This is a genomic window from Yersinia sp. 2466 StPb PI (assembly GCF_041538325.1).
In the GTDB taxonomy this organism is placed as follows: Bacteria; Pseudomonadota; Gammaproteobacteria; order Enterobacterales; family Enterobacteriaceae; genus Yersinia; species Yersinia enterocolitica_E.
In genome coordinates this window covers 3,854,154-3,880,910 of sequence record NZ_JAULSL010000001.1, presented here as the reverse complement: position 1 = coordinate 3,880,910, position 26,757 = coordinate 3,854,154, and the positions used below count along the sequence as shown (strand labels likewise).

Here is a 26,757-nt window from a genome sequence, read left to right as displayed (position 1 = left end):
TGCCGGGTTAATAGCATCAGGCAACCGGTTGTGTTTTATTGCGGCGCTCAGCAAACAGGGCAACCAGGAACACAGCACCAATCAAATCGAAGAAACCCATAGCAATAAACAGCGGGTTAAAGCCAATGGTGTCGGATACGGCCCCAATCAATAAAGTAAACAGGAAGCTGGCAATCCAGGCGGAAGAGCCGCGCAGACCATTGACGGTGGCCACTTGGTTTTTATCAAAAGAATCAACTACTAACGCACTGAGCATGCAAGAGATAACCTGATGACCGAAGCCACCAATAGAGATTAAAGCAATAGCCAGATAAGGGTCTTTGGTGATGGCAACAAAGGCCAGTGAAACCATCATAAAGGCACCGGTTACGGAGCTGGCAACTACTGAGTTGATACGACTGCAACCGAACCATTTTTGGTAGAGTTTGGTTAAATAGCCACTGGCAACACTGCCGATATCTGCCGCCAGGAAGGGGAGCCAGGCGAACATGGCAATCTGTTTCAGATCCATGCCCCGCTCGGTTGCCAAATAAAGTGGAACCCAGAAGCTAAATACTGCCCATGCTGGCTCGGCTAAAAATGCCGGGATAGCGATACCGTAAAATTTCTTATTCTTACTCAGAATAGCCAATGATTTAAGGAAAGGCAGTCGAGGGAGTACCGGTTCATTGTCTTGGTGAATCAGTTCAAACTCTTCCTTACTCAGGTTTGGATGGGTGTCAGGTGAATGATAAAAACGCCACCACAGCACAACCCAAACCATAGCCAAAGCACCGGAGAATAAGAATGCACCTTGCCAGCCGAAAGCCACATGAGCCAATACGATAATTGGTGGGGCTAACATCGCACCAATAGAGAACCCCACCCCCGCCCAGCCAGCAGCAATGGGGCGTTCCTTTTTCGGGAACCAGTCAGAAATCGCTTTGGCGTTTGCCGGTGTTGCCGCCGCTTCAGCACTACCCATAAAGAAGCGCAGCACCGCCAATTGGAACCAGGTACCAGCCCCTGCGTGCATCATGCATACCACCGCCCAGACACTGGCGCAGATCAGGAACCCCATTTTCAAGCCGATGACATCAATCAGCCAACCGCAGAGTGGCTGGAAGACGGTGTAAGCCAACTGAAAAGACGCCACAATCCACGAGTATTGTTCAGTGGTCATATTCAGGCTGGTTTTTAACTCAGGGGCCAGAATACCCAGAGAGTTACGGGTAATATAGTTAACGGTGACCCCGAGTAGAAATAGTGCCAGCATCCACCAGCGTAATGATTTTATTTTTCGCCGCTCGACAACTTTAGCGGATTGATTAATCTCAACACTCATCCCAGCCTCCTGATGTTAGTCGGCAGTAAATTAACCGGACCAACTTATTGTTTTGGTATGATCTATTCTCGGTTATTAAGATTACGCTGAGTTTTAATGTGACTCCGTTCACATTAAACTCGATTTAAAAAACTCAACTTATTGATAATATTTGTTTTTTGTATGTTTAATCAAAGTTAACCGGACTGATAAGTTTTTAAAATTGGTTTACCAAAACAAGGTAGCTAGCTTAAATTGGCTTTAATACGCATTTTTTTGAAAGGATTTTCATAAGCTGGGCAATATTTCAGCATTTATATTGAATAACGGCCTGAATAAGCTATTCACCGGCTATGAGAATTTTTTCATTTGCTAATTTGAGAGAGATCACAAAATGAATGGAAAGCTAAAAATACAAGAAATTGCTAATCAGACTGGCCTTTCAATTAGCACGGTATCGAGAGTATTAGCCGGTAAAGCCAATACCAGTGCGAAAGCAAAACAGCAGGTAATGGCGTATGCGCAGTCGCAGGGGATATTGCAGAATTTGTCCAGCGGGCGGTTGATGCTAAATAATATTATGGTATTTGCTCCTCATCGCGCCTTTGATGTACGTACCGATATTTTTTACTACAAAGTTATTCAGGGGATTATTGAGGCGGTCAGCCAACATGAAGTCATGATTCGCTACTGTGGATTATCTGAAACTCACTGTGATATTGGGTTATTTTTGGAAAAAATAACCCATCCTCAAACCGAAGCAGCAATCATTATTGGTATCGACGATCCACGCATTCATACATTAGCCGCTGGGGTGCATAAGCCGTCGGTGTTAATTAATTGCCGTGACAAAGAAATGTCATTGGATAGTGTGTCGCCAGACCACCAACTGATTGGTGAGTTTTCTGCCAACTACTTGATACAGCAAGGGCATCGGCGCATTCTGACCCTGCAATGTTTACGCCGCAACACAATGGAACTGCGCTTGGTGGGAATAAAAGAGGCTTTCGCCGATAACAATATGCGCTTTGATGATGGGCAGCATCTGATTACCACTCATGGCTTTGGCGCGGAAGAGGCTGAGCAAGCGTTAACCGCTTTTATCATAGGTTGTGAAGATAAGAGCCAACTGCCGACAGCCATTTTAGCCGGGGGGGACTATATGGCGGTTGGTGCGGTTAATGCATTGAATAAACTGAACATGAACGTGCCTGATAACGTATCCGTTATGAGTATGGATGGTTTTAATCTGGCAGAGATTCATGATGTTCCACTGACGGCGGTGCATGTTCCCCGAGATGAGTTGGGGGCTGAAGCTATACAGTTATTGCAACGACGCTTATTACGCCCAGATGCGCCCTTCAGTAATACCTTATTGCAGGGCAAATTAGTGGCTCGTGCTTCGGTCAAGCAGGTCAATCAGAAAAGAGTGATGTCTACGGCAAATAAGCCATTGGATCAGTTATATGATTTGTAATTCTTAGTATGGAAAATCATCAATGTCTATCTCATAAAATAGCAATTACCGCTATAGTTTACAGTTAGCTTTGCACTGTTTACGGCGGGCAAAGAGAGAAATATGCATAAATGAGTTTTATATAAGTCAGATGGGGATATCTTATATCTTACCCGTCATCTTTCAGAATGCAGGTGGGTTGGCTGTTCCCGTTACTTGGCCCATTCATGGGCTTGCCTCTGGGCCGCTGCAAGCAGCGTTCAAATCTGCTCCCGACAGATTTGTCCCCCTAATCACTGAGTTGTCGTGAGTGAGCATGATCGGGATTAGTGAGCCTGATTAAGGCTCACCTGACGGGGCGAGTATCAACGTTGTTCAAATCGGTTCACCACCGATTTGTCTTTTTCTTGCCACCTTCCTGCACCTTGAAATCTATTGGGTATAGCACATTGAATTTAAGGATATTACCGCATGGAATTTAAAGACTATTATGCCGTGATGGGAGTAGAACCAACCGCTTCCCTGAAAGATATTAAAACGGCCTATCGCAAGTTAGCGCGTAAATACCACCCGGATGTCAGCTCTGAACCCGATGCTGAAAGTAAGTTCAAAGAGGTCGCTGAGGCCTATGAGGTATTAAAAGATACTGAACGGCGCGCCGAATACGACGAGTTAAGGCTACACCGTAATGACCCGCGTTTTACACAGCAACAGGCTGCCTATAATTCAGGTAATCAACAATGGCACAGCAGTGCGGGTGCCGGTTCCCAAGATTTCTCAGACTTTTTTGAATCTTTCTTTGCCAACCGTGGTGCTTCCGCTCATCACACCTCTCAGCGATCACCTCGCGGTGTACGCGGCCAGGATCTTGAGATGGAGTTACCCATCTTTTTAGAAGAGACTTTAGCGGAACAGACGCGTTCTATTTCTTATAAAATACCGACAGTTGATGCTTCGGGGTATCCGGGAGCGGAGACCGCCAAAACGCTAAAAGTGAAAATTCCTGCGGGTGTGGGAGATGGCGAGCGTATTCGTCTTAAAGGGCAGGGTGCACCGGGTTTTGCCGGGGGAGCCAATGGCGATTTATTCCTGGTTATTCGTATTGCGCCGCATCCATTGTTTGATGTTGATGGTCAGAATTTGCAAATAGTGGTGCCGTTAGCCCCATGGGAAGCAGCATTAGGTGCCAATGTCGAGATGCCAACACTGACGGGCAAAATAACGTTAACGGTCCCGGCAGGTAGCCAAAGTGGTCAGAAATTGCGTATCAAAGGCAAGGGGCTAGTCAGCAAAAAAGGCACCGGCGATCTGTACGCGATCCTCAAGGTAGTGATGCCGCCAAAACCGGACGAGAAAATGCGAGCGCTCTGGCAACAACTGTCAGATCAGGCATCGTTTAATCCTCGCACCGGGTGGGAGTAACAGATTATGGCTGAAATAGAAATCACCTATACCGTGACTGAATTATGTCAGTCAACAGGAATAATGCAGGATGAACTGGTCGAGGTGGTCGGGTTGGGTGTGATTGTGCCACTTGAGCCTGCTGACAGCGTCTGGATTTTTGACGCTGATGCACTGAGTTGCCTTCAACGCGCCCAGCGGCTACAAAATGAGTTGGATCTGGACTGGTCTGGTGTAGCAATGACCCTAACATTGCTGGAAAGGGTTGAGCAGCTAAAGAAAGAAAATGACCAACTGCGCAGGCAGCTCGATCGTTTCTTGCAGATATCTTAATGCGATAGCACGGGTTGTGCCCATTTCGGCCAACCCGTATTTTGCTCTTTCTATCTCAGATATTATCCGATGGATAGCACCGAGCGGATATCGCTGTTTTTATTGATATCCCAGATTGCCGTGACATCATCCAGTGAATGAAGCTGGGTCTCAATAGCGAGCTTTTGTTGTGCCGCCAGAACGAAAATATCTGAAACAATTTGTTTTAATTCAGGGATCGCTGGGAAATTACCTGTACCACTACCCAGTATGTGCAAATTTGCGCTGCGTAACACCGCGGCGGGGAGTTGTAGTGTTGGAGATGCCATGGAACCAACATTGACTAAACGTATGCCTTGATCAGAGCCACCAGCATGAGAGGCAAGGTCATGATGGGTCAGTGCGGCGAAGAGAGCCTCGGTAGCAGGCCCCCAGATATAATCCACAATCACGTTATACCCAGCGGGACCCGCCGCTTGAGTAAATGCCTGCGTCAATTCCGCACCCTGCAATGTCAGGTCTACTGTGGCATCGGCCCCCAGTGTTGCCAATACATCCTGACGCCTCCCGGCGGCGATGACTCTGCCTGCCCCTAAATGACGTGCTGCTGCGATGGCCAGTTTGCCTGAGGTGCCCGTCGCACCAAGGATAAGCACGGATTCACCCGGTTGGATCTTGGCCCGCCAGGAAAGCGGTAACCAGGCAGCCAATGCCGGGTTAATCAAGGCTGCCGCAGTCGCATTGTCAACTTCTGGCGGAACCGGAACATACCAGGATGCTACTGTGCGTTCGGCCATGGCACCAAAAGGTTGGCGAAATGAAGCAAAATAAACACGTGAACCATCAGGTAAATGCCCGATACCATCAGTACCAGGAACGATAGGTAATGTTTTCGGGCTGGAATAATGGGTGCCTTTAACGATACCGCGATCAAGTTGTTTGATACCAGCAACCGCAACATTTATCACCGTTTCACCGTGCAGCGGTGTTGGCTCCACAAACTGCCTCACAACCGGCGCTTCACCCAATGCCTCTACTATTGCAGCCTTCATCGTGTCACCTCACATTAGTGTGCTATTTAGCAATAGTCACCAATCTGCACCCAATTTATTATGAAGACAATATGCCCAGTAAGTGACTAATTTTCTTGTTAGATAAGGTATTTAAAGGCTGCTGACGCCTCCATCTACCCGTAATTCTGTTCCGACGATAAAACTGGATTCATCTGAGGCGAGAAAGACCGCAGCATGTGCAATCTCACTAGATGTTCCCATTCTCTTAATCGGTACCAGTTGGCGGATTTGTTCAGCAAGGTGCTCTTGTTCACTGCCGGATAATCCCAGTTTTTGCAGTGCCGGCGTCTGTGTCGGCCCAGGACTCAAGCCATTGACCCGGATTCCTCTGTCTGCCCACTCGCCTGACAAGGTTCGCGCAAGAGAGAGTAACCCCGCCTTGCTGGCGGCATAAACGTTGCTTTGCGGTAAACCGATATGAACACTGGCGGAGCCACAAAGAATCACCGAGGCAGGGTTAGCCAGCAGTGGCAACAGTGCTTGTAACAGGAAGAAAGGGCCTTTCAGATTAGTTGATAATACTCGCTCAAAACTTTCTTCATCCCACTCTTCTATCGAACGATGAGTAACATCGCCTGCGTTGATATAGACGATATCGAGACGTGGCCAAACCAGGGTAAGTTTTGTCGCTAGCTGATATTGATCGGCAATATTACTGGCATCACTATTTAGCAGCAAAACTTGGTCGCCAAGCTCTTCATATGCGGCCTGCAAGGCTGCGCTATTTCTACCCGTGATTGCTACGGTTGCACCTTCAGCCAGAAATTGACGAGCAGTTTCCAGCCCGATGCCACTGGTTCCTCCTGTAATTAGTGCATATTTATCATTTAAACGATTCATGGTGAGTCTTCTCATTAATAACAATGGAAGACCATTTTTAATACAAAAGTATCTAAAGTATAGTAGGTACCAATTGGATACTAATGATGCAACAGGAAAGCAATGACAACCTATCAGCCGCTGACAGCAAAAAATAAATTAGAGCCGGGCAATTCGATTGTGGAAGAAAAGTGTCCGATGGTGCAATTTGTCGAACTTATCGCGGGGAAGTGGGCTATCCCAATTCTTTATCGTTTGATCGTCACTGCGGCTCCTATCCGATTTGGTGAGTTGCAGCGGGCAATTGCGCCTATCACCCAAAAAGAGCTTACCCGGCAATTACGTGCTTTTGAACAACGCGGTTTGGTCTATCGCAAGATCTATGCCGAAGTTCCCCCACGTGTTGAATATGAAATTACGTCATTGGGCAAAACATTACAGCCAACATTGGATTCGTTGGCCCAATGGATGAGAGACCATCATCAAGCCCTCAAGGGCAAGGAGTGACTAGGATTATTGTCGTGCCAAGAAGATCCTATTTTTTCTCAATTCCGCTATTGGCAGTCGCGTAATACAAGTTGTATGTACTACATTTAAAAGACTGCTCACTAATTCGGCAGTAACAAAAATGGCAACAATAGTTTCAAGGAGAGAGTATGAGTAAAATACCAAGTTGTTGTTCAGAAGATAACCACCCGAATAGCCGACGGAATGTACTAAAAGCTGCATTGGGTATCACTGCTGCGAGCGTCATCGGTGGGATTGGTTTGGGGCTACCCCAAATATCATATGCAGCGGCTATGACCAGAGAAGAACGTGATAAGTTAACGCCAGATCAAATAGTTGAGAGTTTAAAACAGGGCAATAAGCGGTTTGTTTCTGGTAAAATGCAACAACATGATTATCTTGCACAAAAACGCAGTAGTGCAGAAGGGCAGTTCCCTACCACTGTCATTTTGAGTTGTATTGATTCCCGCGCACCAGCAGAGATAGTGCTGGATACGGGGATCGGTGAAACCTTTAATGCCAGAATTGCCGGTAACATCTCTAATGATGATTTATTAGGTAGCCTGGAATTTGCTTGTGCTGCTGCGGGAGCTAAAGTCATCCTGGTTATGGGGCACACGGCTTGTGGTGCAATCAAGGGAGCTATTGATAACGTTGAACTTGGCAACCTGACTGGTCTGCTTAATAAGATTAAGCCAGCAATTGAGTCGACGCAATTTGATGGAGAGAAAAGCAGTAAAAATGAAAAATACGTCGATGCTGTAGCGAAGAATAATGTCAAACACACCATAGATGAGATACGTAAAAATAGCGAAATAATTAGAAACTTAGAAAAAGAAGGGAAAGTAAAAATAGTAGGTAGCATGTACAACTTAAATGGTGGTGTGGTCGAGTTCATTATGTAATATGTTTGCTTTAATTCTATCCCATTCCCCTTGATAAACGTCAAGGGGAATAATAATTACTTCTGATAGGGTATTAAATTAGATATCCTGTTATTTTTTTTATTACACACACCTGCTTGGCTAAGAATAGTATTTATGCTTATATAAATGAGACGGTGTTATAATCAACGTCTGATAGCAGAGTGTCTAGTAAAGATTATTTTTTTAAATTGAATCGCGGGTGAATAAAATAAGTATATGAATATTTGTAAAGGCAAAGCATATAATTGTTATAATTTTGTTTTTAAGTAAATAACTTGCTTTCATATTGTTAAATAGTATTTATCTCTTGAAGTTTTTCGCCTTTATTGTATTTTAACCTCTGTGGTTGCATGTTTCTTTTGGGATGAATAAAACAAGTTTCAAACATTTTCAATAAGAATGATACCATCATGATGCTGTATTATCTTATTACTATGAATAATGCATTTTCATGATTAATGGTTTTTGTCTAATTATTGACTTGATCAATTATTATCTGGTGACTTTATTCGTTAAGAATTATATATATGTATTAAATTATCGTTTAATATAAAATATAATTATAATATATAATTTAATTTGTTTTATTCATTAAACAAAAGTAATAATAATCACTTGTTTTCTTATCACATCAATGTTGTATGTGATTGGTCTTTATTAACCGAGTGAATGTATTTGAGGGGTTATTTATGTATGTCGATACAGTCTCTGTTGTCTCTGGCAGTAAATTTATTGATGTCAATGGGAAAGGAGTGATTGATTATGAAAAAGAGATATCACTGGATTGCTGTATGAACAAGATTCATTTTCATACTAAAAAGCTAACAATTGATATTAATGAAAAACAAAAGAGATTGGTAATGTGTTTATTTAGTGATGTCAACCGTAAACAAGATATCATAAAAGTAGTATGGTATGAAAATCATAAAAGTATTTCAGATAATAATTATCATCAATTAATACATAAGTTTAGAGCACATTTAAAAAGTGCAGGGATACCTGATGGCATTGTTAAAACCATAAACAGATACGGTCTTAGATTAGATGCAGGGATATTAAAAAATATGGTATCAAACAAAATGAATGATAGGTTTATTGGCTACTAAAATAGACTTGTCACATCTGTGTTTTCCTCATTATAAATGAGAGGTTAGGGTGTTATCATTTTTTAAGAAGATAGTTATAACACCCAGCCAAACTCTGTTTAGTAATAAAATAAATTTGCTAGATGTGCTCTTAATCTTACTTATTTTATATTTCCTAGGAATGCTTATTAATGCAGTGTCAAGTCAAAATGAAATGCCAGTTCCAATATTATATAAAGGTTACAATGGTGAGAATGATAAGGTAAAAAATAAAGAAATAATGATAAAAGAGATCAAAAGGTTAAAGTTATTTAGCAAGGGCATTAAAGATAACATACAAAAAAACAATGTTACTAACGATATAGCTAATGCTCCTTTGTATATGGGGAGGCTGAAACTGGTTGGTATACTCGAACATGCAGACGAGTCAAAATCTATCGCCATAATAGACTCTGGCGTGGCACAAGAAACCTACTTTACTCATGATAAAGTAGCCGGTACTAATAGTGTTATTATTGTAAAAATACTTAAGGATAAAGTAATTATTAGTGATGATGAGGTTTATTATTCACTGGTTATATTGGAGTGAGTACGCCCTGAATTAAAATGTAAGGGGAGTGTGAATGCATATCAATAATGTCTTCTTGGCATATGGTCGTATATTTTGTTATTTTATTAAAATCACATCACTGACACTATCAAAAATAACTATAGTGCTAGTTTTCTTACCACTAGGTGTAAATAGTGAAAGTTTCTCTGCGCTGTTCAAAGATGCAGATATAAAAGAGTTTATTAATACAGTAAGCAAGAATATCAATAAAACTATAATAATAGATCCTAAAGTTCAAGGTTTGGTTAGCGTCCGTAGTTATGAACTATTAGATCAAGATAAATACTATCAATTCTTTCTTAATGTACTCGATGTTTACGGATATACCGTAGTGGAAATGCCTAATAATATCTTGAAAGTAATACCATCAAAACGAGCTAAAGGTTCAGTTGTTCCTACACTAAGAGAATCGGGGGAAACTTATGGGGATGAACTTATCAATAGAATATTCCCACTTAAACATATCTCTGCCAAGAGTCTTGCCCCACTATTGCGCCAATTAAATGATAATTCTGAATCTGGTAATATTATTCACTATGAGCCATCAAATACTATATTAATTACGGGACGCGCTGCTGTAGTAAACCGCTTGTACTCGATAATCAATACATTCGACCAAGCCGGAGATATAGATGTTGAATACTATAAATTGAAACATGCTAATGCTGTTGATGTGACTAAACTAGTCAATGAAATCATAAATCAAACAACTTCCAACAAACAAGAGCCATTCAATTTAGGAAGAATGATTGCTGATGATAGGACTAACTCTGTATTGGTGAGTGGTGATAGCCATATCAGAAAAAAAGCCATTAAAATGATAAAGGAGCTTGACCATCAACAGAATAGTTATGGAAACACAAAAGTTATATATATGAAATATGCTCAAGCATCGAAACTTTTGGAGGTGCTAACTGGCATTAGCCAAGGTTTTCTCAGTAACAAAAAAACAAACTCGACAGGCAAGAAACAGAGTGGAAATATTGCCATCAAGGCATATGATCAAACAAATGCTTTGGTCATTACAGCTGAACCGAAAATGATGAGAGAGTTAGACTTGGTTATCGAAAAGTTAGATATCAGACGAGTTCAAGTCTTGGTCGAGGCCATCATAGTTGAGACCCAAAATGGAGAGGGATTAAACCTTGGCATACAATGGGAAAATAAATTTTCTGGTGGGGTCAACTTTATCCCAAACTCAGGAAGGACAAGAAATAATAGTGACGGTCTACTGCCCATGGCAATTACAGGATTAACTGCAGGCTTTTATAAAGGTAACTGGAGTGGTTTATTTACTACCCTGGCAACTAATTCAAATAATAATATTCTGGCAACACCGAGTATTGTCACGTTGGATAATATGGAGGCTGAGTTTAATGTAGGTCAAGAGGTTCCTGTACTGACATCGACACAAACAACATCTACAGATAGGGTCTATAACTCAATCTCAAGGCAAAATGTTGGTGTCATGTTGAAAGTGAAACCACAGATAAACAAAGGTGATTCGGTTCTTCTTGAAATCCGGCAGGAGGTATCAAGTATTGCTGACGGTTCTGACGTCACTGCTAATAATTTAGGCTCTATTTTTAACAAGAGAGTCGTTAATAATGCAGTTCTGGTAAAAAGTGGTGAGACGGTTGTTGTGGGTGGGCTATTAGATAAAAAGATAAATAAAACAGTAAATAAAGTTCCTATCTTGGGGGATATTCCTTTTATTGGTGGTTTTTTTAGGCAGAAAAAAGAGAAAATTGAAAAAAGTAACCTTATCTTATTCATTAAGCCAACAATACTCAGGGAAACAAATGACTATAACTTGGTGACCGCAGAGAAATACACTGAATATAATCATGGGAATACAAATAAGCCTTTTATAAATAGTGCTCTAAAGTATTATAAGGAGAGGGGGGGAGAAAAAAGAAATCATGATGATTTCAATAAACTTAAAAAGGATATAAGGGCATTTTACCGTGACGTAGGGATTGAGTTATGAACCAAGATGAGAAGAAGTTAGTACCATTAACATTGAATTGGTCTAAAGATAATGGTGTTATCTTACTCCCAGTAGAAAATGGATATCAAATTATATGCCGCCATTCAGCTTCGCTTGAGGCAATACTTGAAGGGAATAGAGTCGCCTATCAACCTATGGGCCTTGATTTTGTTACTGATGATGAGTTTAATAATACTCTGACGGCCACGTATCAAAATAGTTCAATGCAGTCACATAAAATAATGAATGCAATAAGTGATGAGATCGCGATTTATTCATTTGCTAGTGAATTGTCTGACAGTGAAGACCTATTTGACTCAGATAATGAGGCTCCAGTAATAAGACTAATCAATACCATTTTAACAGAAGCAATTAAAAATTTAGCGTCAGATATCCATATAGAATCTTTCGAAAAAAAACTGGCTATCAGATTTCGTATTGATGGAGTATTAAAAAATATATTAGAACTGAAACACAGTGTAGCACTATTATTAGTTTCTCGGATTAAAGTTATGGCGAAATTAGATATTGCAGAGAAGCGTATTCCCCAAGATGGACGTATTGCACTGAACTTGGCCGGGCGAGTTTTAGATGTTCGCGTGTCTGTTCTACCGTCAAATCATGGTGAGCGCGTAGTTATGCGCTTACTGGACAAAAGCAGTATTAAGTTGGACTTACAATCTTTAGATATGTCAGCAAAAAACTATGGCTTGATGAAAAAACTGGTGCTCAAGCCTCATGGTATTATATTGATTGTTGGCCCTACGGGTGCAGGCAAAAGTACTACACTCTATGCAGCTCTAATGGGAATAGATTCAGGTGAAAGGAACATTATGACTGTCGAGGATCCCATCGAGTTTGATATTGATGGTATATCTCAGACACAGGTTCATTCAAAAATTGGCATGACTTTCTCTCGAAGCCTAAGAGCAATACTGCGACAGGACCCTGATGTTATTCTTATTGGCGAAATACGAGATGTGGAAACTGCACAAATAGCAGTACAAGCCTCTTTAACCGGCCATTTAGTTTTATCAACGTTACATGCTAACAGTGCTGTTGGTGCTGTAACCAGGCTGAGAGATATGGGGATCGAACCCTTTATGCTATCAAGCTCATTATTGGCAGTATTATCTCAACGTTTGGTGCGCCGACTATGTATCGAGTGTCGGCAAGAGTATACATTTATGCCGGAGCAACTAAACAGCTTGGGCATAAATTATGGAATGACCATAGCAGGAAATACGCATCGTGCGATAGGTTGCGACAAATGTAATGCGGCCGGTTATCGCGGGCGAATAGCTTTGCATGAGCTCTTAGTTGTTGATAATCGCTTACGGGAAGGTATTTATAAAGGCTATAGTGAGCATGATCTTGTCCAGTTGGCGCAGCAAACTATACGCAGCATTGAACAAGATGGGGTGGATAAAGTTATGACTGGCTTAACAACAATTGAAGAAGTGGTCAGGATAAGCTTAGAGGACAAGCATGCCTGTATTTAAATATGTCGCTATCAATAATGACGGAGTGAAAATAAAAGGTAATATTGATGCCGAAAGTATGTTGGCTGCCAGGAATATTATCTATCAAAGAAGATGGTATTTATTAAAGATTAATATCATAAAATTAAATTATTTTACAAGAGTAATGAAGTACTTTAACACTGTTAATAATGATGATCTTGTGTTAGTTACTCGACAAATGTCGACATTAGTGAATGCAGCAATACCATTAGACGAAGTATTGGCAATTATCGAGAAGCAAAATAAAATGAATGTAATGAATAGTATAATATATGACATAAGGATGAAGATTATAGAAGGCTATTCATTTTCAGATTCACTTTCAAATTTTTCAAATGTTTTTAATCCATTATATAGGTCAATGATCACTGCTGGTGAACTATCGGGGCATTTAGGTATGGTGTTGTCTCGACTTGCAGACCATATAGAACAAGCGCAGAAAGTGAAACGAAAACTTGGACAAACACTTATATATCCGATTGTTCTAATTTTAATGTCTCTCAGTGTGATTATTATCCTTTTATCGGTAGTTGTCCCTAATATAGTAGAGCAGTTTTACTTAGAGAGTAATGCATTGCCTTTTTCTACACAAGTTCTCATGACAGTTAGCAACGTGATAAAAAATAACATATTGACTATTTTAATGTTAATTTCTTCTGTGTTAATTGTAATTAATAGAATATTGAAAATAAAGAAGGTAAATAAACTCTTTGAATATTATTATTTGAAGATCCCTCTGGTTGGAGAGGTAATTATTAGGTTGAACATATCCCGTTATTTAAGAACATTAACTATTTTAAACGGCAATAACGTTGATTTAATCCAGGCAATAAAAATAAGCAACTCTGCATTGACAAATGAATATATTAAATCACAGTTAAAAAGCACCGCTAAGTTAATTAACGAAGGCAGTAGTCTATCGTCTTCTTTAACTATTAGCCGAGTATTCTCACCTATGATAATACATATGATTGCATCAGGTGAACGAACTGGGACATTGGATGTTATGTTGGAAAAAGTGACTGCTGTCCAAGAAGATGAACTGATGGTTAAGATAAATATATTTATAACAATACTAGAGCCAGCAATAATGATTTTCATGGCTGCATTTATCTTTTTTATTGTTTTGTCAATATTTCAACCAATATTGCAGATTAACAGCCTAATTTCATAATATATATCGAGGATGGATGATGAAGGAGACGAAATCGGATGGATTTACATTGCTGGAAATTATGGTGGTTATCATGATTTTGGGTGTTTTGGCTAGCTTAACGATACCCAGTCTGATGTCTAATAAAAACCGAGCTGACCGGCAAAAGACATTAAGCGATATTGTTGCTTTAGAAAATGCATTGGACATGTATAAGTTGGATAATGGCCATTACCCTACAGAGTTACAAGGTATTCATTCATTGGTTGTCAAACCAACAGAGGTACCCATCCCGAGAATTTATCCTCAATATGGTTATATTCGGCGATTACCGCAAGATCCGTGGGGAAACGCTTACCAAATGAGTAATCCCGGAAAGAATGGAGAGATAGATATATTTTCTGCAGGACCGGATAGAGAAATAGGTAGTGAAGATGATATTGGCAACTGGAGTGTATCATCATAATTAAAACAGATATACGTAGTAACTTGAGTCCCGACAACGCATAGGTAATTACTTGCGATATTATACAGGTTTTACATTGTTAGAGGTTATGATCTCATTAGCTATTTTTGCTATTGCGGGTATCAGCATTATGAAAAATATTAGTGAACAATTAATTTTGACCAAAGCGTTAGAAGATAAGATGGCATCTTCTTGGGTTGCAGATAACGTTTTAGCTGAAATTAAAATAATGAATGTTACACAAAGCGGAGATTTGGCGAAGGGACGTCATTTTATGCTTAACCAATTTTGGTATTGGCAAACGAAGGAAGTATATAATCATAGTAAAGGATATCATGAAGTTATCGTTGAAATTCGTAGTCAGGAAAATAGCGAACATCCTAATTATATAGTACAAAGACACCGGATTACTAATGACTAAACGTTTATCTTATGGCTTTACATTGTTAGAGGTACTACTTGCTGTTATTATTTTTACCATGATGAGTTTAACTATCTATCAGGCTGTTATTGTTATTGCGAAAGGAAGTGCCGCCGCGAGTAGTAAGGAAAAAATATTATATAGAATATACCAAGTAATAGAAAAACTTCAAGATGATATATCTCACGCGATAACATATCAAAATTTTATTTCAAATGATTACCAAGGCGTTTCCTTCCAAATAGGGAAGGGGCTTTTGGGAAGTGATGATTTTGGGGTTTATTTCTTACTAAATAATAATGATAATTTAAAATACGATTTTGACTATATGCCAGAAAGTATAGGCTATAGGTTGAAAAATAAAGTTTTACAAAAATTATCTTATACTAAAATTGGTTGCATAGCAGATCCGGAATACAAGATTTTAGATGCTATAGATGGAGTCTCAGCATTTAGAATGCAGATATATCATGAAAGAAAATGGCTAAATGAGTGGCGGAGCGACGTTGTCTTACCTTACGCCGTTGAATTTACCATAGAATTGGAAGGTATTGGCATGGTAAGACGAGTTATTATTTTATTGAATAGTGGAGTTTTATAATTGTGGATAGTTTAGAGACACAGCATGGTGCTGCACTATTGCTAGTATTATCTATTCTATTATTGATTAGCGCAATGGCTTTCACGTCACTTTATCACTGGTCTGATTTATATAATCTATTTAAGATAAGTGAAATAAGAAAGTCACAGAAATGGATATTATTAGAAAGTGAAGGTGAGATGTTAAACAGAATCATTGGGCCTCTATTAAATTCTAAATATATAGGTGATGAGTTAGGTCACAGTTTGACCCATCCCAAAACCATTAAAATAAACGAGAATGATATATATTATAATTTGGTTGATAGAACTAACTGCTTAAATATTTACTCTATTAAATATAAGTCATGCAATAATACAGTGGAATCTTATGCCAGGACGGTTTTTAAAAATATGTTAATTAATTCAGGGGGAGGAAAAGAAGAAATAAATAATATTATGGAATATATCTCTGGTTTTATTAACCGTGATTGTTGCGAAAATAACAAATATAATATCTATACTGGTTCAATACTTAGGCCAAAGTATACTAATTCCAATGATGACTTAGCTGTTTTTTTACCCGATTATAGTAATAAGTTACTTTTACAACTGACACCACTGATCTGTACTAGAAATGACAACGTATTATTAGTTAATATAAATACGCTTGAAATACAACATGCCAAGCTCGTTCAGGCAATGCTCATGAATACTCTTAGTGAAGAAGATATTGTCAGGGTTATATTATCCAAACCAGCAACTGGCTGGGGTAATGTTGAAAGTTTCTTTGATTCGATGTTAAATAATTCAGTGGTGGCAATCAATGATAGACAAAAGATAAGAGATATTTCCATGTCAAACTTTGCAACAGATGAGTATTTTATCTCATTATCATTTGGTCTTGATGGTAAGGATGAATATTATCAATTAAGTAACTTCCTTCATATTAAAAAGAAACAAGTTACGGTATTGCAGCGGATGTATGGTATTGGCGAACCATATAATGAATAGTGTTGCCTCTCGGGCTACTCTACTGATTAGACTCGGGAATTATGAGCACGATTCTGTTTATTGGTATATCAAAACGCATGATGGTAAAAAGAGTAGTTATGGTAAGCTCAAGAGTCATACTGAAATTAAAAATCTAAAATTAGATCCTAAATATACCGTTAAAATATTAGTTCCAGCAAGTTGTATAATATTCAGACGAATTGATATCAAAGGAGTGGCAACAAGTAAAAATATGAAAGTTATTTCTTTTTTACTTGAGAAATCAATTGTGGATGATATAGATAAATTTCATACTATTAATTTAAAATGTAATGATGATTTCTGTTATGTAGCCGCTGTCGAACATCAATTAATGAATCGCTGGATAGGATGGTTAAAGGATGCTGATATCACTGCAAAAACTATTGTGCCTGATGTATTGGCTCTACCATTTAGTCTTGGACAATGGTTTGCGGTAAAATTAGACCATGAATGGTTGATCAGAGATAGTGAAATGTCAGGCTTTTCAATTTGTAGTGAAATATTAGAAAAAATATATGCTTCAAGGTTGTCATCTGTTCATATAAATACCTTTTATCCGGCTAGCAGTAAAGCTATCAATTGGCAATCAACACAATATTGCGATGTGCTCCGAGTTATGGCTGAAAATGTCGCTCATACTGATGTTAATCTTCTCTGCGGTAAGTATAATAATTTCTTTAAAATAATTATTAAGTGCCAACCTATTTTCAAACCTATTTTTCTGTGTTTGCTTCTATCTATTTTTGTATGCCTAAATTATGGGGTTAATAGATATAAAATAATGAAGGATATTGATATGCTAAATGTAGAATCTACATATTTTTATACTAATTTTTTTCCAGTTAATGAAAGTGACATTGATGATATAAGTCATTTTAATGATTACATCGGTCATCATAGAGATATGTTATCAAAAACCAGCTTTCTTGATTTAATGCACAAATCAGGTGTTGTTATTGATAGGTTTAATTTGCATGTAAATAGTGTTAACTTTAATAGAGATACACAAATGATGTCATATAATATCTCCACAAGTGAACCTGATGCTATAGCACTTGAATTAAACGAAGGAAATGAAAGTCTTAAAGGAGTGATTTTAAATAAAATAGCCAATGGCCATAGTACGCATGATATTATTTTTAATAATACACCATGAAGTTAAATTCACATTCTGTTCTATACTATTTTTGGCAATTAAGAACCATCCTATCATTCTTATTGATGGTTATTGTGGTACTTTATACAATTAAAATTTTGATGGATTGTAATATATTACGGCAGAAACAGGTGCTATTAAGGGATGAAATTCTTCATTATTCTACAGAATCTACAAATCTAAATCTACGTCGGCAGTATAAGGTATGGCATGATTATTATTCACATGACAAATTTGATAAAGAGATTATTAATATTTTTAACGGCGGGAATAACATCTTGCAGATATCGACATTATCCGATGGAACTGCTGCTATAAAATTTGATGGGGTTAAATTTTCTAACGTACTAGATGTGATTCATTTTATGTCTCACTACTATAATATTTATATTAGTGATGTGAATATTTATCGTAATGACAGTGAAAGTGGTGAGTATGTAATGGGGAATATTTATTTTGTAAAGCGAGAATCAAAAGGAATATAATTAAATTATGATTGATACTTATAGTCTGGTCGGTGTTTTATTTTATACTGTTGTTGGGCTATGCATAGGGAGTTTTTTGAATGTTGTTATCTATCGGCTACCAATTATGCTTTCTGCTACTGCACCCAAACATAGGGTCGTCAGTCGACGAATTAAGGATGATAGCCTCAAAGACAACATTAATTTATGTTTTCCAAAATCATTTTGCCCAAATTGCAATAGCCAGTTACTTATTAGGTACAATATCCCCGTAGTCAGTTGGTTATTATTATGTGGTAGATCCCGGTGCTGCCATCAGAGAATTAATCCTCGTTATCTAATTGTAGAGTTATTGACGGCTATTTTAACCTTACTTGTTGCCTTTTGGGCTGAAAGCGATTATTCAACAGTCGCCTGTTTACTTTTAATTTGGTCGCTGATTACGTTGTCTTTTATCGATCTTGATTGTTACTTACTTCCAGACTGTATTACATTGCCATTATTATGGATAGGACTTGTTTTTAATATAAACAATGTTTTTTGTTCTCTGTCATCTGCAGTGCTAGGTGCTGTAGTGGGTTATGTTTTTTTGTGGTTACCCTATTGGTTATTTAAGTTATTTAAGGGTGTCGAGGGAATGGGATATGGTGATTTTAAATTAATGGCAGCTATGGGAGCTTGGTTTGGTGTATCAGCAATACCCATGTTGATATTGTTATCCTCTAGTTTAGGTATCATTATCTCTATGGTGATTTCTCTCTTGTCAAAGAAGAAAGTAAAACACATCGCCTTTGGCCCTTATATTTGTCTGGCTAGTGTGGCTCATCTATTTCTAGGGGAGGTTATTAGCTTATTTTAATAATGAATTTATTTAATATTTCGCTCAACTCTTTACATTTGTAATCGTTATTCATACCGTCATTTTTTAATTTTTCATATCTTACCTCTGTTAGTTCTGACCGCGAATGACTACTCTGCTGTAAACTGAGAGAGTTATCAGAATTCATCATAGTTATGGCACTATTCACTATTTTCTCTTCACTTGGTAACTTTTCCATACCACATATTTCTTTTAGATAACGCATCCCAGCCGTTAATGCAGTTAATTGTTCTATTTTTACTTTTTGAGTTAAATTTTCATTTTTGTGTGTTTGGCATCCAAAAATAATTGGTGTGAAAAATAAAATCACCCTGAGTTTCATTATGATCATTCACCTTCTTGATTTTTCATTGTTACTAATAATATCTCAAAAATGTAATTTTCATGGTGGATATTTTTTGTTGGTTATCAATATTTATTGATAGACTTTCACCTTTGCTATTGATTCTTATGTTCTCTATCATTTTTCGCTTAAAACTAACGAATTTAACTTTATTAATGTTTGAAGGAGACTGTCAGGTAACACTATTTCTGCTATTTTATTTAGTGATGACTACCATGTGGGGAAGGAAATGGATGAAATAATGATTGGAGATATTCTCTTTACTCCACAAAAGAGAATAATCAATAAAGGGGGTTCTTTCATAAAAATGAGGAATAAAGAGTCTGAAGTGTTATTTTTATTATGCCATAATTATCCAGACTCTCTCACCCGCGATGATATTGAGAAGGAGATATGGGGAGGTAGCTATGTAACAGATAACACACTAACACAAACAATTAGTAACTTGCGTAATGCATTAGATGATAAAGCACATGAATTAGTGACGACTATCCCCAAAAAAGGATATTGCATTGGTATTAAACCGATTTTTATTTCAAGTAAAGAAAAAGAAAGAGGTGGTGGGGGAGGAGTAGATTGTCTTGATGTTGTTAAAAATAATAAATATATTTTATCCGGCGTTGGTTTTCGTTATAAAGTTGTTTTACTGGCAGTGTTTATAAGTTGTTTTTTTACTTCGTTATATGTGACATTAAATTCCCATACAATTAAGATATTACATCCTACAATCATGCCTATATTGATAGGTTTGGATAACACGCTAGATGAAATTTTCTTATCCACATACCGCAAGGCACCCTACGTTTACTTAAAGAAAACAAAACAGGGGGAGTATATTGCTTGTAAATATCAAACTGGGGAGCTGATATGCGAGCGAAAATAATATTTATTTTGATCTTTAGTGTTTTTATATCAATAGGGCTAGGGTATGGCGCTGGGCGTATATATTCTTATATTCACCCAATGAAAGAGATTGAAGGCTATTGGGAGGTTAACTATTGTTTTAATCATTCACCTAACACTTATCATGTTTACTCCAGAGTTAATATTATGGGAAGAGAGATAAACTCATCTGCCGATGTGTATGGTGAAAATCATGATTTGAAAGCACGGCGTAATATTGTCTTTCGTGTGGTTGATGCGAGTAAAGGAGTTTTTATCGGTGATGTGTTATCTCTATCAATATATAATAATGACGATAATTGTTTATATGATTTCCTTAATACACCCTATGCAATAAGTTACCCTGTTTTCTATAAATTAGATGAAAATACTATTTTGATTGAACAATCCCAGGGGCATCCTATTCATAATTTTCGCTTATTAACACGCAGTGATACATGATGTAATCTCCTGAAATATACTTGTAATGTTTGGCGAGTAATGTTGGTATATTAATTATCGTCGGTGTAAAAATAATGTTATATCACATCAGGTTGTTTGTTATAAGGCTTCTCTCGCATGTTAAAGGATTAGGCCCAATCTCCGATGGAAAAATCGGTATATTGTTTGGTCTAATACTCGTTATTAGCCTTTTCTCCTTATTGCAGTTATTTTCCATCGGGTATTTATCTCATATATTGGATAGTACCACCGTTAATGTTGAAAAAACGCACTATAGCCATCAGCAAGAAGTGTTGATGGATCGCGCCAGAATGGAGCTATTAATTGCTAGCGACAAATTCAATCGGGCCGGTATCTATTATATGGAGGACAAAGAGACCGGTTCTGAGGGGAGCTGGCATAGTCTTTTGAATGAAGCACTGCAATCTATGCAGCAGTCACAGCAAAATTATCGTGAGTTATTACTTCTTTCTGTTCACGATAAACGACCAGAATTCATTGCATTAAAGGAAAGTTATCAGCAGTTATATCAAGGTTTGACTGAGCTTGGGCAGGGGTTGTCAAAGAACAGTAATATTGATCGGTTTTTTGAAGTCCCGATACAAGGCTTTCAAAGTGATTTTACCGAAAAGTATTACCACTATTTGCAGCAAAGTGAGAGTAATCGGGCTGTAATGGATAGCCAGCTATTATCGTCCTTATCGTCAGCAAAGCAGGGGGTTATTACAGCATTGACGGTATTGCTGTGCCTTGCCTTTTCGGTTTGGCTCGGTGTTACACGCTTAATTATCCGGCCACTTAATGACCTTATTTCCCATATTAACATTATTGCCGCCGGTGATTTATCACGCCAGATTACATATTCATCGTTTACCAGCCGCGAGGCTCGTCAATTGGCTGATAGCATATGCCAAATGCAACAAGGCTTAATTGTCTTGGTGAGTCAGGTTCGCGCAGGTGCAGAAATCATCCTGACAGGTGTTAATCAAATCGCCGCAGATAGCCATCGTCTTGCTGAGCAAACACAGTCGCAAGCACAATCACTGGCCGCAACAACACAAAGCATGTATCAGCTCACTACCCGGGTAAAACAGAACACGATGAGTGCCGATCAAGCCAATCTTCTGGCTAATGAAACCGGCGTTATCGCCCGTGAAGGCGGGGAAATGATGTCTAGCGTCGTGGTATCAATGGCTGATATTTCTGCCGGTTCGCAGGAAATAACGGCAATTATTACGCTCATCGAATCGGTGGCTTTTCAGACCAATATTTTAGCATTAAATGCTGCCATTGAAGCAGCGCACGCCGGTGAGCATGGGCGCGGTTTCTCCGTTGTAGCACGAGAGGTTGGCTTGTTGGCACATCAAAGTGGCAATTCCGCGCTGAATATTAAGCGGCTTATTCATAATTCATCCAGCTCTATCTCCACAGGGAGCGGTTTGGTAGCGCGGTCAGGTGATAACTTACGGGCTATTATTGATGCAGTTAAAAAGGTGACTGATTTGATGGCGGAAATATCTGCTGCATCACACGATCAGAGTCAAGGTATTGAGGGGATAACCACACAAGTGGGGATGATTAATGAAGTGACAAAATTGAATGCTGAGTTAGCCCAGCAATCCACCGGTGCATCGGAGGTATTACAAAAACAAGCATTCCAGCTCAATCAATCTGTTGCTCGTTTTTGTTTACCGACTACTGGGCGGTCGGCTCAAGGTTGTTATGAAGCGGCCCCTGCCAACTTTTAGTGCACCAGCATGCTTTTCAGCATCTTGGTCCATCCAATTGGATCACCGTAATATTCATTTGCGGGTAGGGCGGACAGTTTTCCCTGCCTATCTTGTAGCACAAAGGTTGGGAAGCCGTGTCCATGCACCCTCGCCAGTAAGGCGCGACTATCAGCAATATGCTGAGTCGATGCTGTCTGGGCGGAACTGAATGCGTTGATAAATGCTGTCCGGCTTAACCCAATATCAGTGGCAAGTTCAATTAATACCGAGGTGTCGGCGATACGGCGGCCCTCTACGTAATGAGCTTGCTGGATGTGATGGAGCATATCCGCGCCTTGTCCGGCCAATTGTTCAGCCGCTAAAATGGCGGCAATAGGTGGCGTGGAATCCATAATCGCTGAAGTATCATTCAGCAAGTGATTAAAATAAGCCTTACCAAACGTTTGTCCGGTGAGTTCGGCAATACGTTTGTCATGAGGCATCACATAACCACGCCATTGGCTATCTATCTGGCGACGATTCGGTCCAGACATCATCCCACCACCGTGCAGTACCAGTGTCAGATCAGGAATGCTTTGTGCGGCTTGCACCAATGGCGCTGCGCCATAGCACCAACCGCATAAAGGGTCGAAAATGTAATGTAAAGTTAGCGGGGTCATTATGTTCTCCTCTTAGTCCCCGTCACCATTCAAGTTACCGCCTTCTGGCACTTTGGTTGATGACAGGGTAATGCCGTACTGATTCATTTTAAGCGCCGCTTATTGCGGCCATTTCATCTCGTTTTTCAGTACCTTAGCACTTAACTCCAAGCTAGATTCATCTTTCAACTCTGGATAGTGTTTTTTCATCGCCGCAATCAGTGCTGCGGAATCCTTCGCCTTAGGAATCTCTGTATTCAGTGTGGTTAAATAGTTCTGAGTAAAGGTCACTGATGCCAATGTTTGTGGCGCGTTATCGAGATAATGCCCAGGAACCACGGTCACTGGTTTGAGTGCTTTAATCTTTTCCAATGTTGTTAGCCAGTGCTGGCGTGATTCTGCGGTTTGAGTATCCGCGACCCATAAATGGATATTACCGGAGACAGCGACACCGCCAACAACAGCTTTCAAGGATGGGATCCAGACAAATGTCTTTTCAGGTGATGGGCCGTCTAGCCCTTCAACATCAATGTTTTGCCCATCGATAGTGAAACTCTTGCCCTGTAGTGCTTGCGGAACAATTATCCGGGTAGGCGCATTTTCTTTTAGAATCGGTCCCCAATAGGCCATTTTGCCGTCTTTGGTCGCTTCTATTTCTTCAATGGTCTGGGGTGTGGCTAGTACCTTGGCTTGTGGGAATGCTTTTGTGATGACATCCAGACCGAAATAGAAATCAGGATCGGCTTGGCTGATATAAATGGTGGTCAGTTTTTTGCCACTTTGCTGGATTTTCTTCACCAGTGCTTCGGCGTCATTGCGCTGAAATTGCGCATCAATCAGAACCACTTCGGTTTTGCCGCTGATAATCTCAGAAGAGACTGGGAAGATGCTCTTTTCGCCTGGATTATAGACTTCCATTTTGAGTTGTTCGACAGCACTTGCGTTTGCTACGGCTGCGAAGGTTGCCAGGCCGGCAAAGGTCATTTGTAATAGCGTTTTGTTAAACATATCGGTTTTCCTGAGGATGACTGGGGTATGGGTTAGATAATAGATTGCATCGTTCGATAGAAAAACCTGATAATGAGCAACTGTTTGTTGCTTAAATCGAGCTAATAATGGATAGGATCACTGCTGCTGAGGTTTTTGTCGCGATTGTCGAGCGTGGCAGTATGATTGCTGCCGCCGAAGCATTAGAGATGTCACGGGCGATGGTGACACGCTATCTGGCTGAGATGGAGCAGTGGGCGGGGGCGCGGCTGTTACATCGGACAACACGAAAACTGAGCCTGACCCATGCTGGCGAAACCACCCTTGAACGTTGCCGACGTATGCTTGAGTTTGCCCAAGAGATGGATGTGATTGCAGGGCAAGGCAGTGATGAATTGCGCGGTTTATTGCGAATCAGTTGTTCTCAGTCTCTTGGGCAGAGTGCTTTGGTGATTGCTGTCACTGACTATTTACGCCGTTATCCCCAGGTCGCGGTTGATTTACAAATCAATAACCGGGCAGTCAATCTGGTAGAAGAACGCATTGATTTAGCATTGCGTATAACCAATGAGTTAGACCCGAATTTAATTGCACGGCCACTTTCCATGTGCCATTCCGTTGTCTGTGCCTCTCCGGCCTACCTGTCAGCCAACGGAATACCCAAAACACCCTATGATTTGGCAGTACATAACTGCCTGACATACTCATATTTTGGCAAAAGTTTGTGGCATTTTGATTTACAGGGCGAAAAATCAGCCGTTGCAGTCAGTGGCAATTTGAGTGCCAATGAGTCAGTAGTTTTGCTAAGTGGTGCGTTGGACGGGGCCGGGATTACTCTGCAACCCAGTTATTCTGCCGCCCCCTATATCGCCCGAGGCGATTTGGTCAGCTTATTACCGGGTTATCAGCCGCAAGCAATGGGTATTTACGGTATCTATACTTCACGGCGGCACATGCCAGCAACATTAAGGACAATGTTAGATTTTCTCGTGGAGTGGTTTGCAACCAATCCCCATTGGCTTAACTCTGCTTTCTTGACGCTATAGCGGTGAGTTACATTCTCAAACATATTTTTGTGATCGGTGATGCCTATAAATTACTTTTTATTTCATAGCATTATACGTAGCAAATGCTGCCTTTTTAGTTACTCCGCTATTTATAACCTTGTTCACTACTAGTCAGTATTCCTCAACTCATGCTATTTCTATTTAGTTAGTTAAGAAAATAAACAATTATAATTTATAAGGTTATTACTGCGTTTTTGGCGATGCTCACGGTTTCACCTCTTCTGTGACTCACTACATGGTGCCGGTTAATTAACCATTATCGGCAACAATTTGTTTTGCCCGCTATCTACTGCGAGCTGATATTGTCTGACTGGGAGCTGGTATTATGCCTGTTGCGCTGCTGGCATTGGCACTGAGTGCTTTTGCTATTGGTACCACCGAATTTGTCATTATGGGGCTGCTACCTCAGGTGGCGGGTGACTTACATATCTCGATTCCAACTGCCGGTTGGTTAATCAGTGGTTATGCGCTGGGAGTGGCAATTGGCGCACCTATCATGGCAGTTCTGACCGCAAAGTTGCCACGTAAAAAGACATTATTACTATTAATGGTGATCTTTATTATCGGTAACCTGATGTGTGCTCTGGCATACAACTATGATTTCCTGATGCTGGCCAGAGTGATAACGGCGCTGTGTCATGGTGCTTTCTTTGGGATTGGTGCCGTGGTTGCCGCCAATCTGGTGGCGCCGAATCGACGAGCTTCGGCGGTGGCACTGATGTTTACTGGCCTGACGCTGGCCAATGTGTTGGGCGTGCCCCTAGGGACCGCGCTGGGGCAGGCCTTCGGTTGGCGCTCAACATTCTGGGTGGTTTCAGTCATCGGTTTATTCTCACTGGCCGCCCTTTACAGCAAATTACCTTCTTCTCAGGAGGAGGCCCCGACCGAACTGCGTAAAGAGATAGCCGCATTGCGCGGAGGGGGAATCTGGCTATCTTTATTGATGACGGTCTTTTTTGCCGCCGCTATGTTTGCTCTCTTTACTTACATCGCCCCCATTCTGACAGAAGTGACGCAGGTTTCGGAACATGGTGTCAGTTGGACATTGTTGCTGATGGGGGTTGGTCTGACATTGGGCAATATTGTCGGGGGGCGGCTGGCCGATTGGCACCTTTCCGTCAGTCTGACGATGACTTTCCTGTTAATCGCGCTGTTTTCTGCCTTGTTCAGTTGGACCAGCTATTCATTATTGGCAGCAGAAGTGACGCTGTTTCTATGGTCAGCGGCAGCTTTCTCAGCAGTACCTGCACTACAAATCAATGTGGTTACCTATGGTAAAAAAGCACCTAATCTGGTGTCGACCCTGAATATTGCCGCCTTTAATGTCGGCAATGCTTTAGGGGCATGGGTTGGTGGTGTGGTGATTGCTCGTGGGTTAGGTTTAACCGCAGTGCCCTTTGCCGCCGCAGCACTGGCGGTGATGGGGCTGCTACTGTGTCTGTTTACCTTCTCCCGGGCGCGGGCCGGTAAGGTGAAAGCTGTTTAGGCC

Annotated in this window: 28 protein-coding genes; 22 read left to right on the top strand and 6 right to left on the bottom strand. The window is 40.1% G+C overall.

Annotation, left to right across the window (positions count from 1 at the left end):
- Positions 1 to 16 precede the first annotated feature (16 nt).
- A complete protein-coding gene (locus tag Q2T72_RS17680) occupies positions 17 to 1,324 on the bottom strand; it encodes an MFS transporter (protein ID WP_083162785.1) in 1,308 nt (435 codons plus the stop codon).
- Between the two features lie 373 nt (positions 1,325 to 1,697).
- Here Q2T72_RS17680 and Q2T72_RS17675 point away from each other — a divergent pair, with 373 nt between their 5' ends.
- The 3 genes from Q2T72_RS17675 (at position 1,698) to cbpM (ending at position 4,493) form a co-directional block, all read left to right on the top strand.
- Entirely contained in the window at positions 1,698 to 2,780 is a 1,083-nt protein-coding gene (locus Q2T72_RS17675; RefSeq protein WP_102970537.1) for a LacI family DNA-binding transcriptional regulator, read from the top strand.
- Positions 2,781 to 3,230: 450 nt separating this feature from the next.
- On the top strand, positions 3,231 to 4,181 hold the full coding sequence (cbpA, locus tag Q2T72_RS17670) for a curved DNA-binding protein (protein WP_083162787.1): 951 nt from the start codon (positions 3,231 to 3,233) through the stop codon (positions 4,179 to 4,181).
- Positions 4,182 to 4,187: 6 nt separating this feature from the next.
- Entirely contained in the window at positions 4,188 to 4,493 is a 306-nt protein-coding gene (cbpM, locus tag Q2T72_RS17665) for a chaperone modulator CbpM (RefSeq protein ID WP_083162789.1), read from the top strand.
- A gap of 62 nt (positions 4,494 to 4,555) precedes the next feature.
- Here cbpM and Q2T72_RS17660 read toward each other — a convergent pair whose 3' ends face one another.
- Together Q2T72_RS17660 and Q2T72_RS17655 are read right to left on the bottom strand one after the other, a co-directional pair.
- A complete protein-coding gene (locus Q2T72_RS17660; protein WP_372569574.1) occupies positions 4,556 to 5,524 on the bottom strand; it encodes a zinc-binding alcohol dehydrogenase family protein in 969 nt (322 codons plus the stop codon).
- Positions 5,525 to 5,635: 111 nt separating this feature from the next.
- On the bottom strand, positions 5,636 to 6,385 hold the full coding sequence (locus Q2T72_RS17655) for an SDR family oxidoreductase (protein WP_083162793.1): 750 nt from the start codon (positions 6,383 to 6,385) through the stop codon (positions 5,636 to 5,638).
- A 102-nt stretch (positions 6,386 to 6,487) separates the two neighbouring features.
- Here Q2T72_RS17655 and Q2T72_RS17650 point away from each other — a divergent pair, with 102 nt between their 5' ends.
- The 14 genes from Q2T72_RS17650 to Q2T72_RS17585 all read left to right on the top strand — a co-directional run bounded on the left by Q2T72_RS17650 (position 6,488) and on the right by Q2T72_RS17585 (position 19,138).
- On the top strand, positions 6,488 to 6,871 hold the full coding sequence (locus tag Q2T72_RS17650) for a helix-turn-helix domain-containing protein (RefSeq protein WP_083162795.1): 384 nt from the start codon (positions 6,488 to 6,490) through the stop codon (positions 6,869 to 6,871).
- 149 nt (positions 6,872 to 7,020) lie between these two features.
- Complete coding sequence (locus Q2T72_RS17645) at positions 7,021 to 7,776, top strand: carbonic anhydrase (protein ID WP_083162797.1); 756 nt, start codon at positions 7,021 to 7,023, stop codon at positions 7,774 to 7,776.
- A gap of 710 nt (positions 7,777 to 8,486) precedes the next feature.
- On the top strand, positions 8,487 to 8,903 hold the full coding sequence (locus Q2T72_RS17640) for a helix-turn-helix domain-containing protein (protein WP_083162799.1): 417 nt from the start codon (positions 8,487 to 8,489) through the stop codon (positions 8,901 to 8,903).
- Between the two features lie 49 nt (positions 8,904 to 8,952).
- On the top strand, positions 8,953 to 9,471 hold the full coding sequence (locus tag Q2T72_RS17635; protein ID WP_372569573.1) for a type II secretion system protein N: 519 nt from the start codon (positions 8,953 to 8,955) through the stop codon (positions 9,469 to 9,471).
- A 34-nt stretch (positions 9,472 to 9,505) separates the two neighbouring features.
- Entirely contained in the window at positions 9,506 to 11,482 is a 1,977-nt protein-coding gene (gene gspD / locus Q2T72_RS17630; protein ID WP_372569572.1) for a type II secretion system secretin GspD, read from the top strand.
- Entirely contained in the window at positions 11,479 to 12,984 is a 1,506-nt protein-coding gene (gene gspE / locus Q2T72_RS17625) for a type II secretion system ATPase GspE (RefSeq protein ID WP_372569571.1), read from the top strand. Before gspD ends, gspE begins: the two co-directional genes overlap by 4 nt.
- Positions 12,971 to 14,179: a type II secretion system F family protein gene (locus Q2T72_RS17620; protein WP_372569570.1), complete on the top strand. Its 1,209-nt coding sequence runs from the start codon at positions 12,971 to 12,973 to the stop codon at positions 14,177 to 14,179. Before gspE ends, Q2T72_RS17620 begins: the two co-directional genes overlap by 14 nt.
- 19 nt (positions 14,180 to 14,198) lie before the next feature.
- Positions 14,199 to 14,624 carry a type II secretion system major pseudopilin GspG gene (gene gspG, locus Q2T72_RS17615; protein ID WP_083162807.1) on the top strand — a complete coding sequence of 142 codons (426 nt, stop codon included), beginning with the start codon at positions 14,199 to 14,201 and terminating at the stop codon, positions 14,622 to 14,624.
- Between the two features lie 52 nt (positions 14,625 to 14,676).
- Complete coding sequence (gene gspI, locus Q2T72_RS17610; protein WP_083162809.1) at positions 14,677 to 15,045, top strand: type II secretion system minor pseudopilin GspI; 369 nt, start codon at positions 14,677 to 14,679, stop codon at positions 15,043 to 15,045.
- Positions 15,038 to 15,646: a type II secretion system minor pseudopilin GspJ gene (gspJ, locus tag Q2T72_RS17605; protein WP_372569569.1), complete on the top strand. Its 609-nt coding sequence runs from the start codon at positions 15,038 to 15,040 to the stop codon at positions 15,644 to 15,646. The genes gspI and gspJ overlap by 8 nt, the downstream gene beginning before the upstream one ends.
- Positions 15,647 to 15,648: 2 nt before the next feature.
- A complete protein-coding gene (locus tag Q2T72_RS17600; RefSeq protein ID WP_372569568.1) occupies positions 15,649 to 16,638 on the top strand; it encodes a type II secretion system protein GspK in 990 nt (329 codons plus the stop codon).
- On the top strand, positions 16,631 to 17,815 hold the full coding sequence (gene gspL, locus Q2T72_RS17595; RefSeq protein ID WP_372569567.1) for a type II secretion system protein GspL: 1,185 nt from the start codon (positions 16,631 to 16,633) through the stop codon (positions 17,813 to 17,815). The genes Q2T72_RS17600 and gspL overlap by 8 nt, the downstream gene beginning before the upstream one ends.
- Positions 17,812 to 18,300 carry a hypothetical protein gene (locus tag Q2T72_RS17590; protein WP_372569565.1) on the top strand — a complete coding sequence of 163 codons (489 nt, stop codon included), beginning with the start codon at positions 17,812 to 17,814 and terminating at the stop codon, positions 18,298 to 18,300. Before gspL ends, Q2T72_RS17590 begins: the two co-directional genes overlap by 4 nt.
- A gap of 7 nt (positions 18,301 to 18,307) precedes the next feature.
- Complete coding sequence (locus Q2T72_RS17585; RefSeq protein ID WP_372569564.1) at positions 18,308 to 19,138, top strand: A24 family peptidase; 831 nt, start codon at positions 18,308 to 18,310, stop codon at positions 19,136 to 19,138.
- Here Q2T72_RS17585 and gspS read toward each other — a convergent pair.
- Positions 19,125 to 19,481, bottom strand: a complete 357-nt coding sequence (gspS, locus tag Q2T72_RS17580; RefSeq protein ID WP_193784788.1) for a type II secretion system pilot lipoprotein GspS — start codon at positions 19,479 to 19,481, stop codon at positions 19,125 to 19,127. The two genes, Q2T72_RS17585 and gspS, sit on opposite strands and share 14 nt — an antisense overlap.
- A gap of 250 nt (positions 19,482 to 19,731) precedes the next feature.
- On the opposite strand from gspS, the gene Q2T72_RS17575 reads away from it, so the two are divergent.
- From Q2T72_RS17575 to Q2T72_RS17565, 3 genes are all read left to right on the top strand, one after another.
- Complete coding sequence (locus Q2T72_RS17575) at positions 19,732 to 20,385, top strand: transcriptional regulator (RefSeq protein ID WP_372569563.1); 654 nt, start codon at positions 19,732 to 19,734, stop codon at positions 20,383 to 20,385.
- A complete protein-coding gene (locus tag Q2T72_RS17570; RefSeq protein ID WP_083162827.1) occupies positions 20,370 to 20,846 on the top strand; it encodes a hypothetical protein in 477 nt (158 codons plus the stop codon). The genes Q2T72_RS17575 and Q2T72_RS17570 overlap by 16 nt, the downstream gene beginning before the upstream one ends.
- 74 nt (positions 20,847 to 20,920) lie before the next feature.
- Positions 20,921 to 22,594 (top strand): methyl-accepting chemotaxis protein, encoded by a 1,674-nt coding sequence (locus tag Q2T72_RS17565; RefSeq protein ID WP_372569562.1) that lies wholly within the window; start codon positions 20,921 to 20,923, stop codon positions 22,592 to 22,594.
- On the opposite strand, the gene Q2T72_RS17560 is transcribed toward Q2T72_RS17565, so the two are convergent.
- Both Q2T72_RS17560 and Q2T72_RS17555 read right to left on the bottom strand, forming a co-directional pair.
- Positions 22,591 to 23,235, bottom strand: a complete 645-nt coding sequence (locus Q2T72_RS17560; RefSeq protein ID WP_372569561.1) for a DsbA family protein — start codon at positions 23,233 to 23,235, stop codon at positions 22,591 to 22,593. The two genes, Q2T72_RS17565 and Q2T72_RS17560, sit on opposite strands and share 4 nt — an antisense overlap.
- 99 nt (positions 23,236 to 23,334) lie before the next feature.
- Positions 23,335 to 24,222, bottom strand: a complete 888-nt coding sequence (locus Q2T72_RS17555) for an MBL fold metallo-hydrolase (protein ID WP_083162834.1) — start codon at positions 24,220 to 24,222, stop codon at positions 23,335 to 23,337.
- A gap of 107 nt (positions 24,223 to 24,329) precedes the next feature.
- On the opposite strand from Q2T72_RS17555, the gene Q2T72_RS17550 reads away from it, so the two are divergent.
- Both Q2T72_RS17550 and Q2T72_RS17545 read left to right on the top strand, forming a co-directional pair.
- Positions 24,330 to 25,247: a LysR family transcriptional regulator gene (locus Q2T72_RS17550; RefSeq protein ID WP_372569560.1), complete on the top strand. Its 918-nt coding sequence runs from the start codon at positions 24,330 to 24,332 to the stop codon at positions 25,245 to 25,247.
- A 346-nt stretch (positions 25,248 to 25,593) separates the two neighbouring features.
- Positions 25,594 to 26,754 (top strand): MFS transporter, encoded by a 1,161-nt coding sequence (locus Q2T72_RS17545; RefSeq protein WP_083162838.1) that lies wholly within the window; start codon positions 25,594 to 25,596, stop codon positions 26,752 to 26,754.
- Positions 26,755 to 26,757 lie beyond the last annotated feature (3 nt).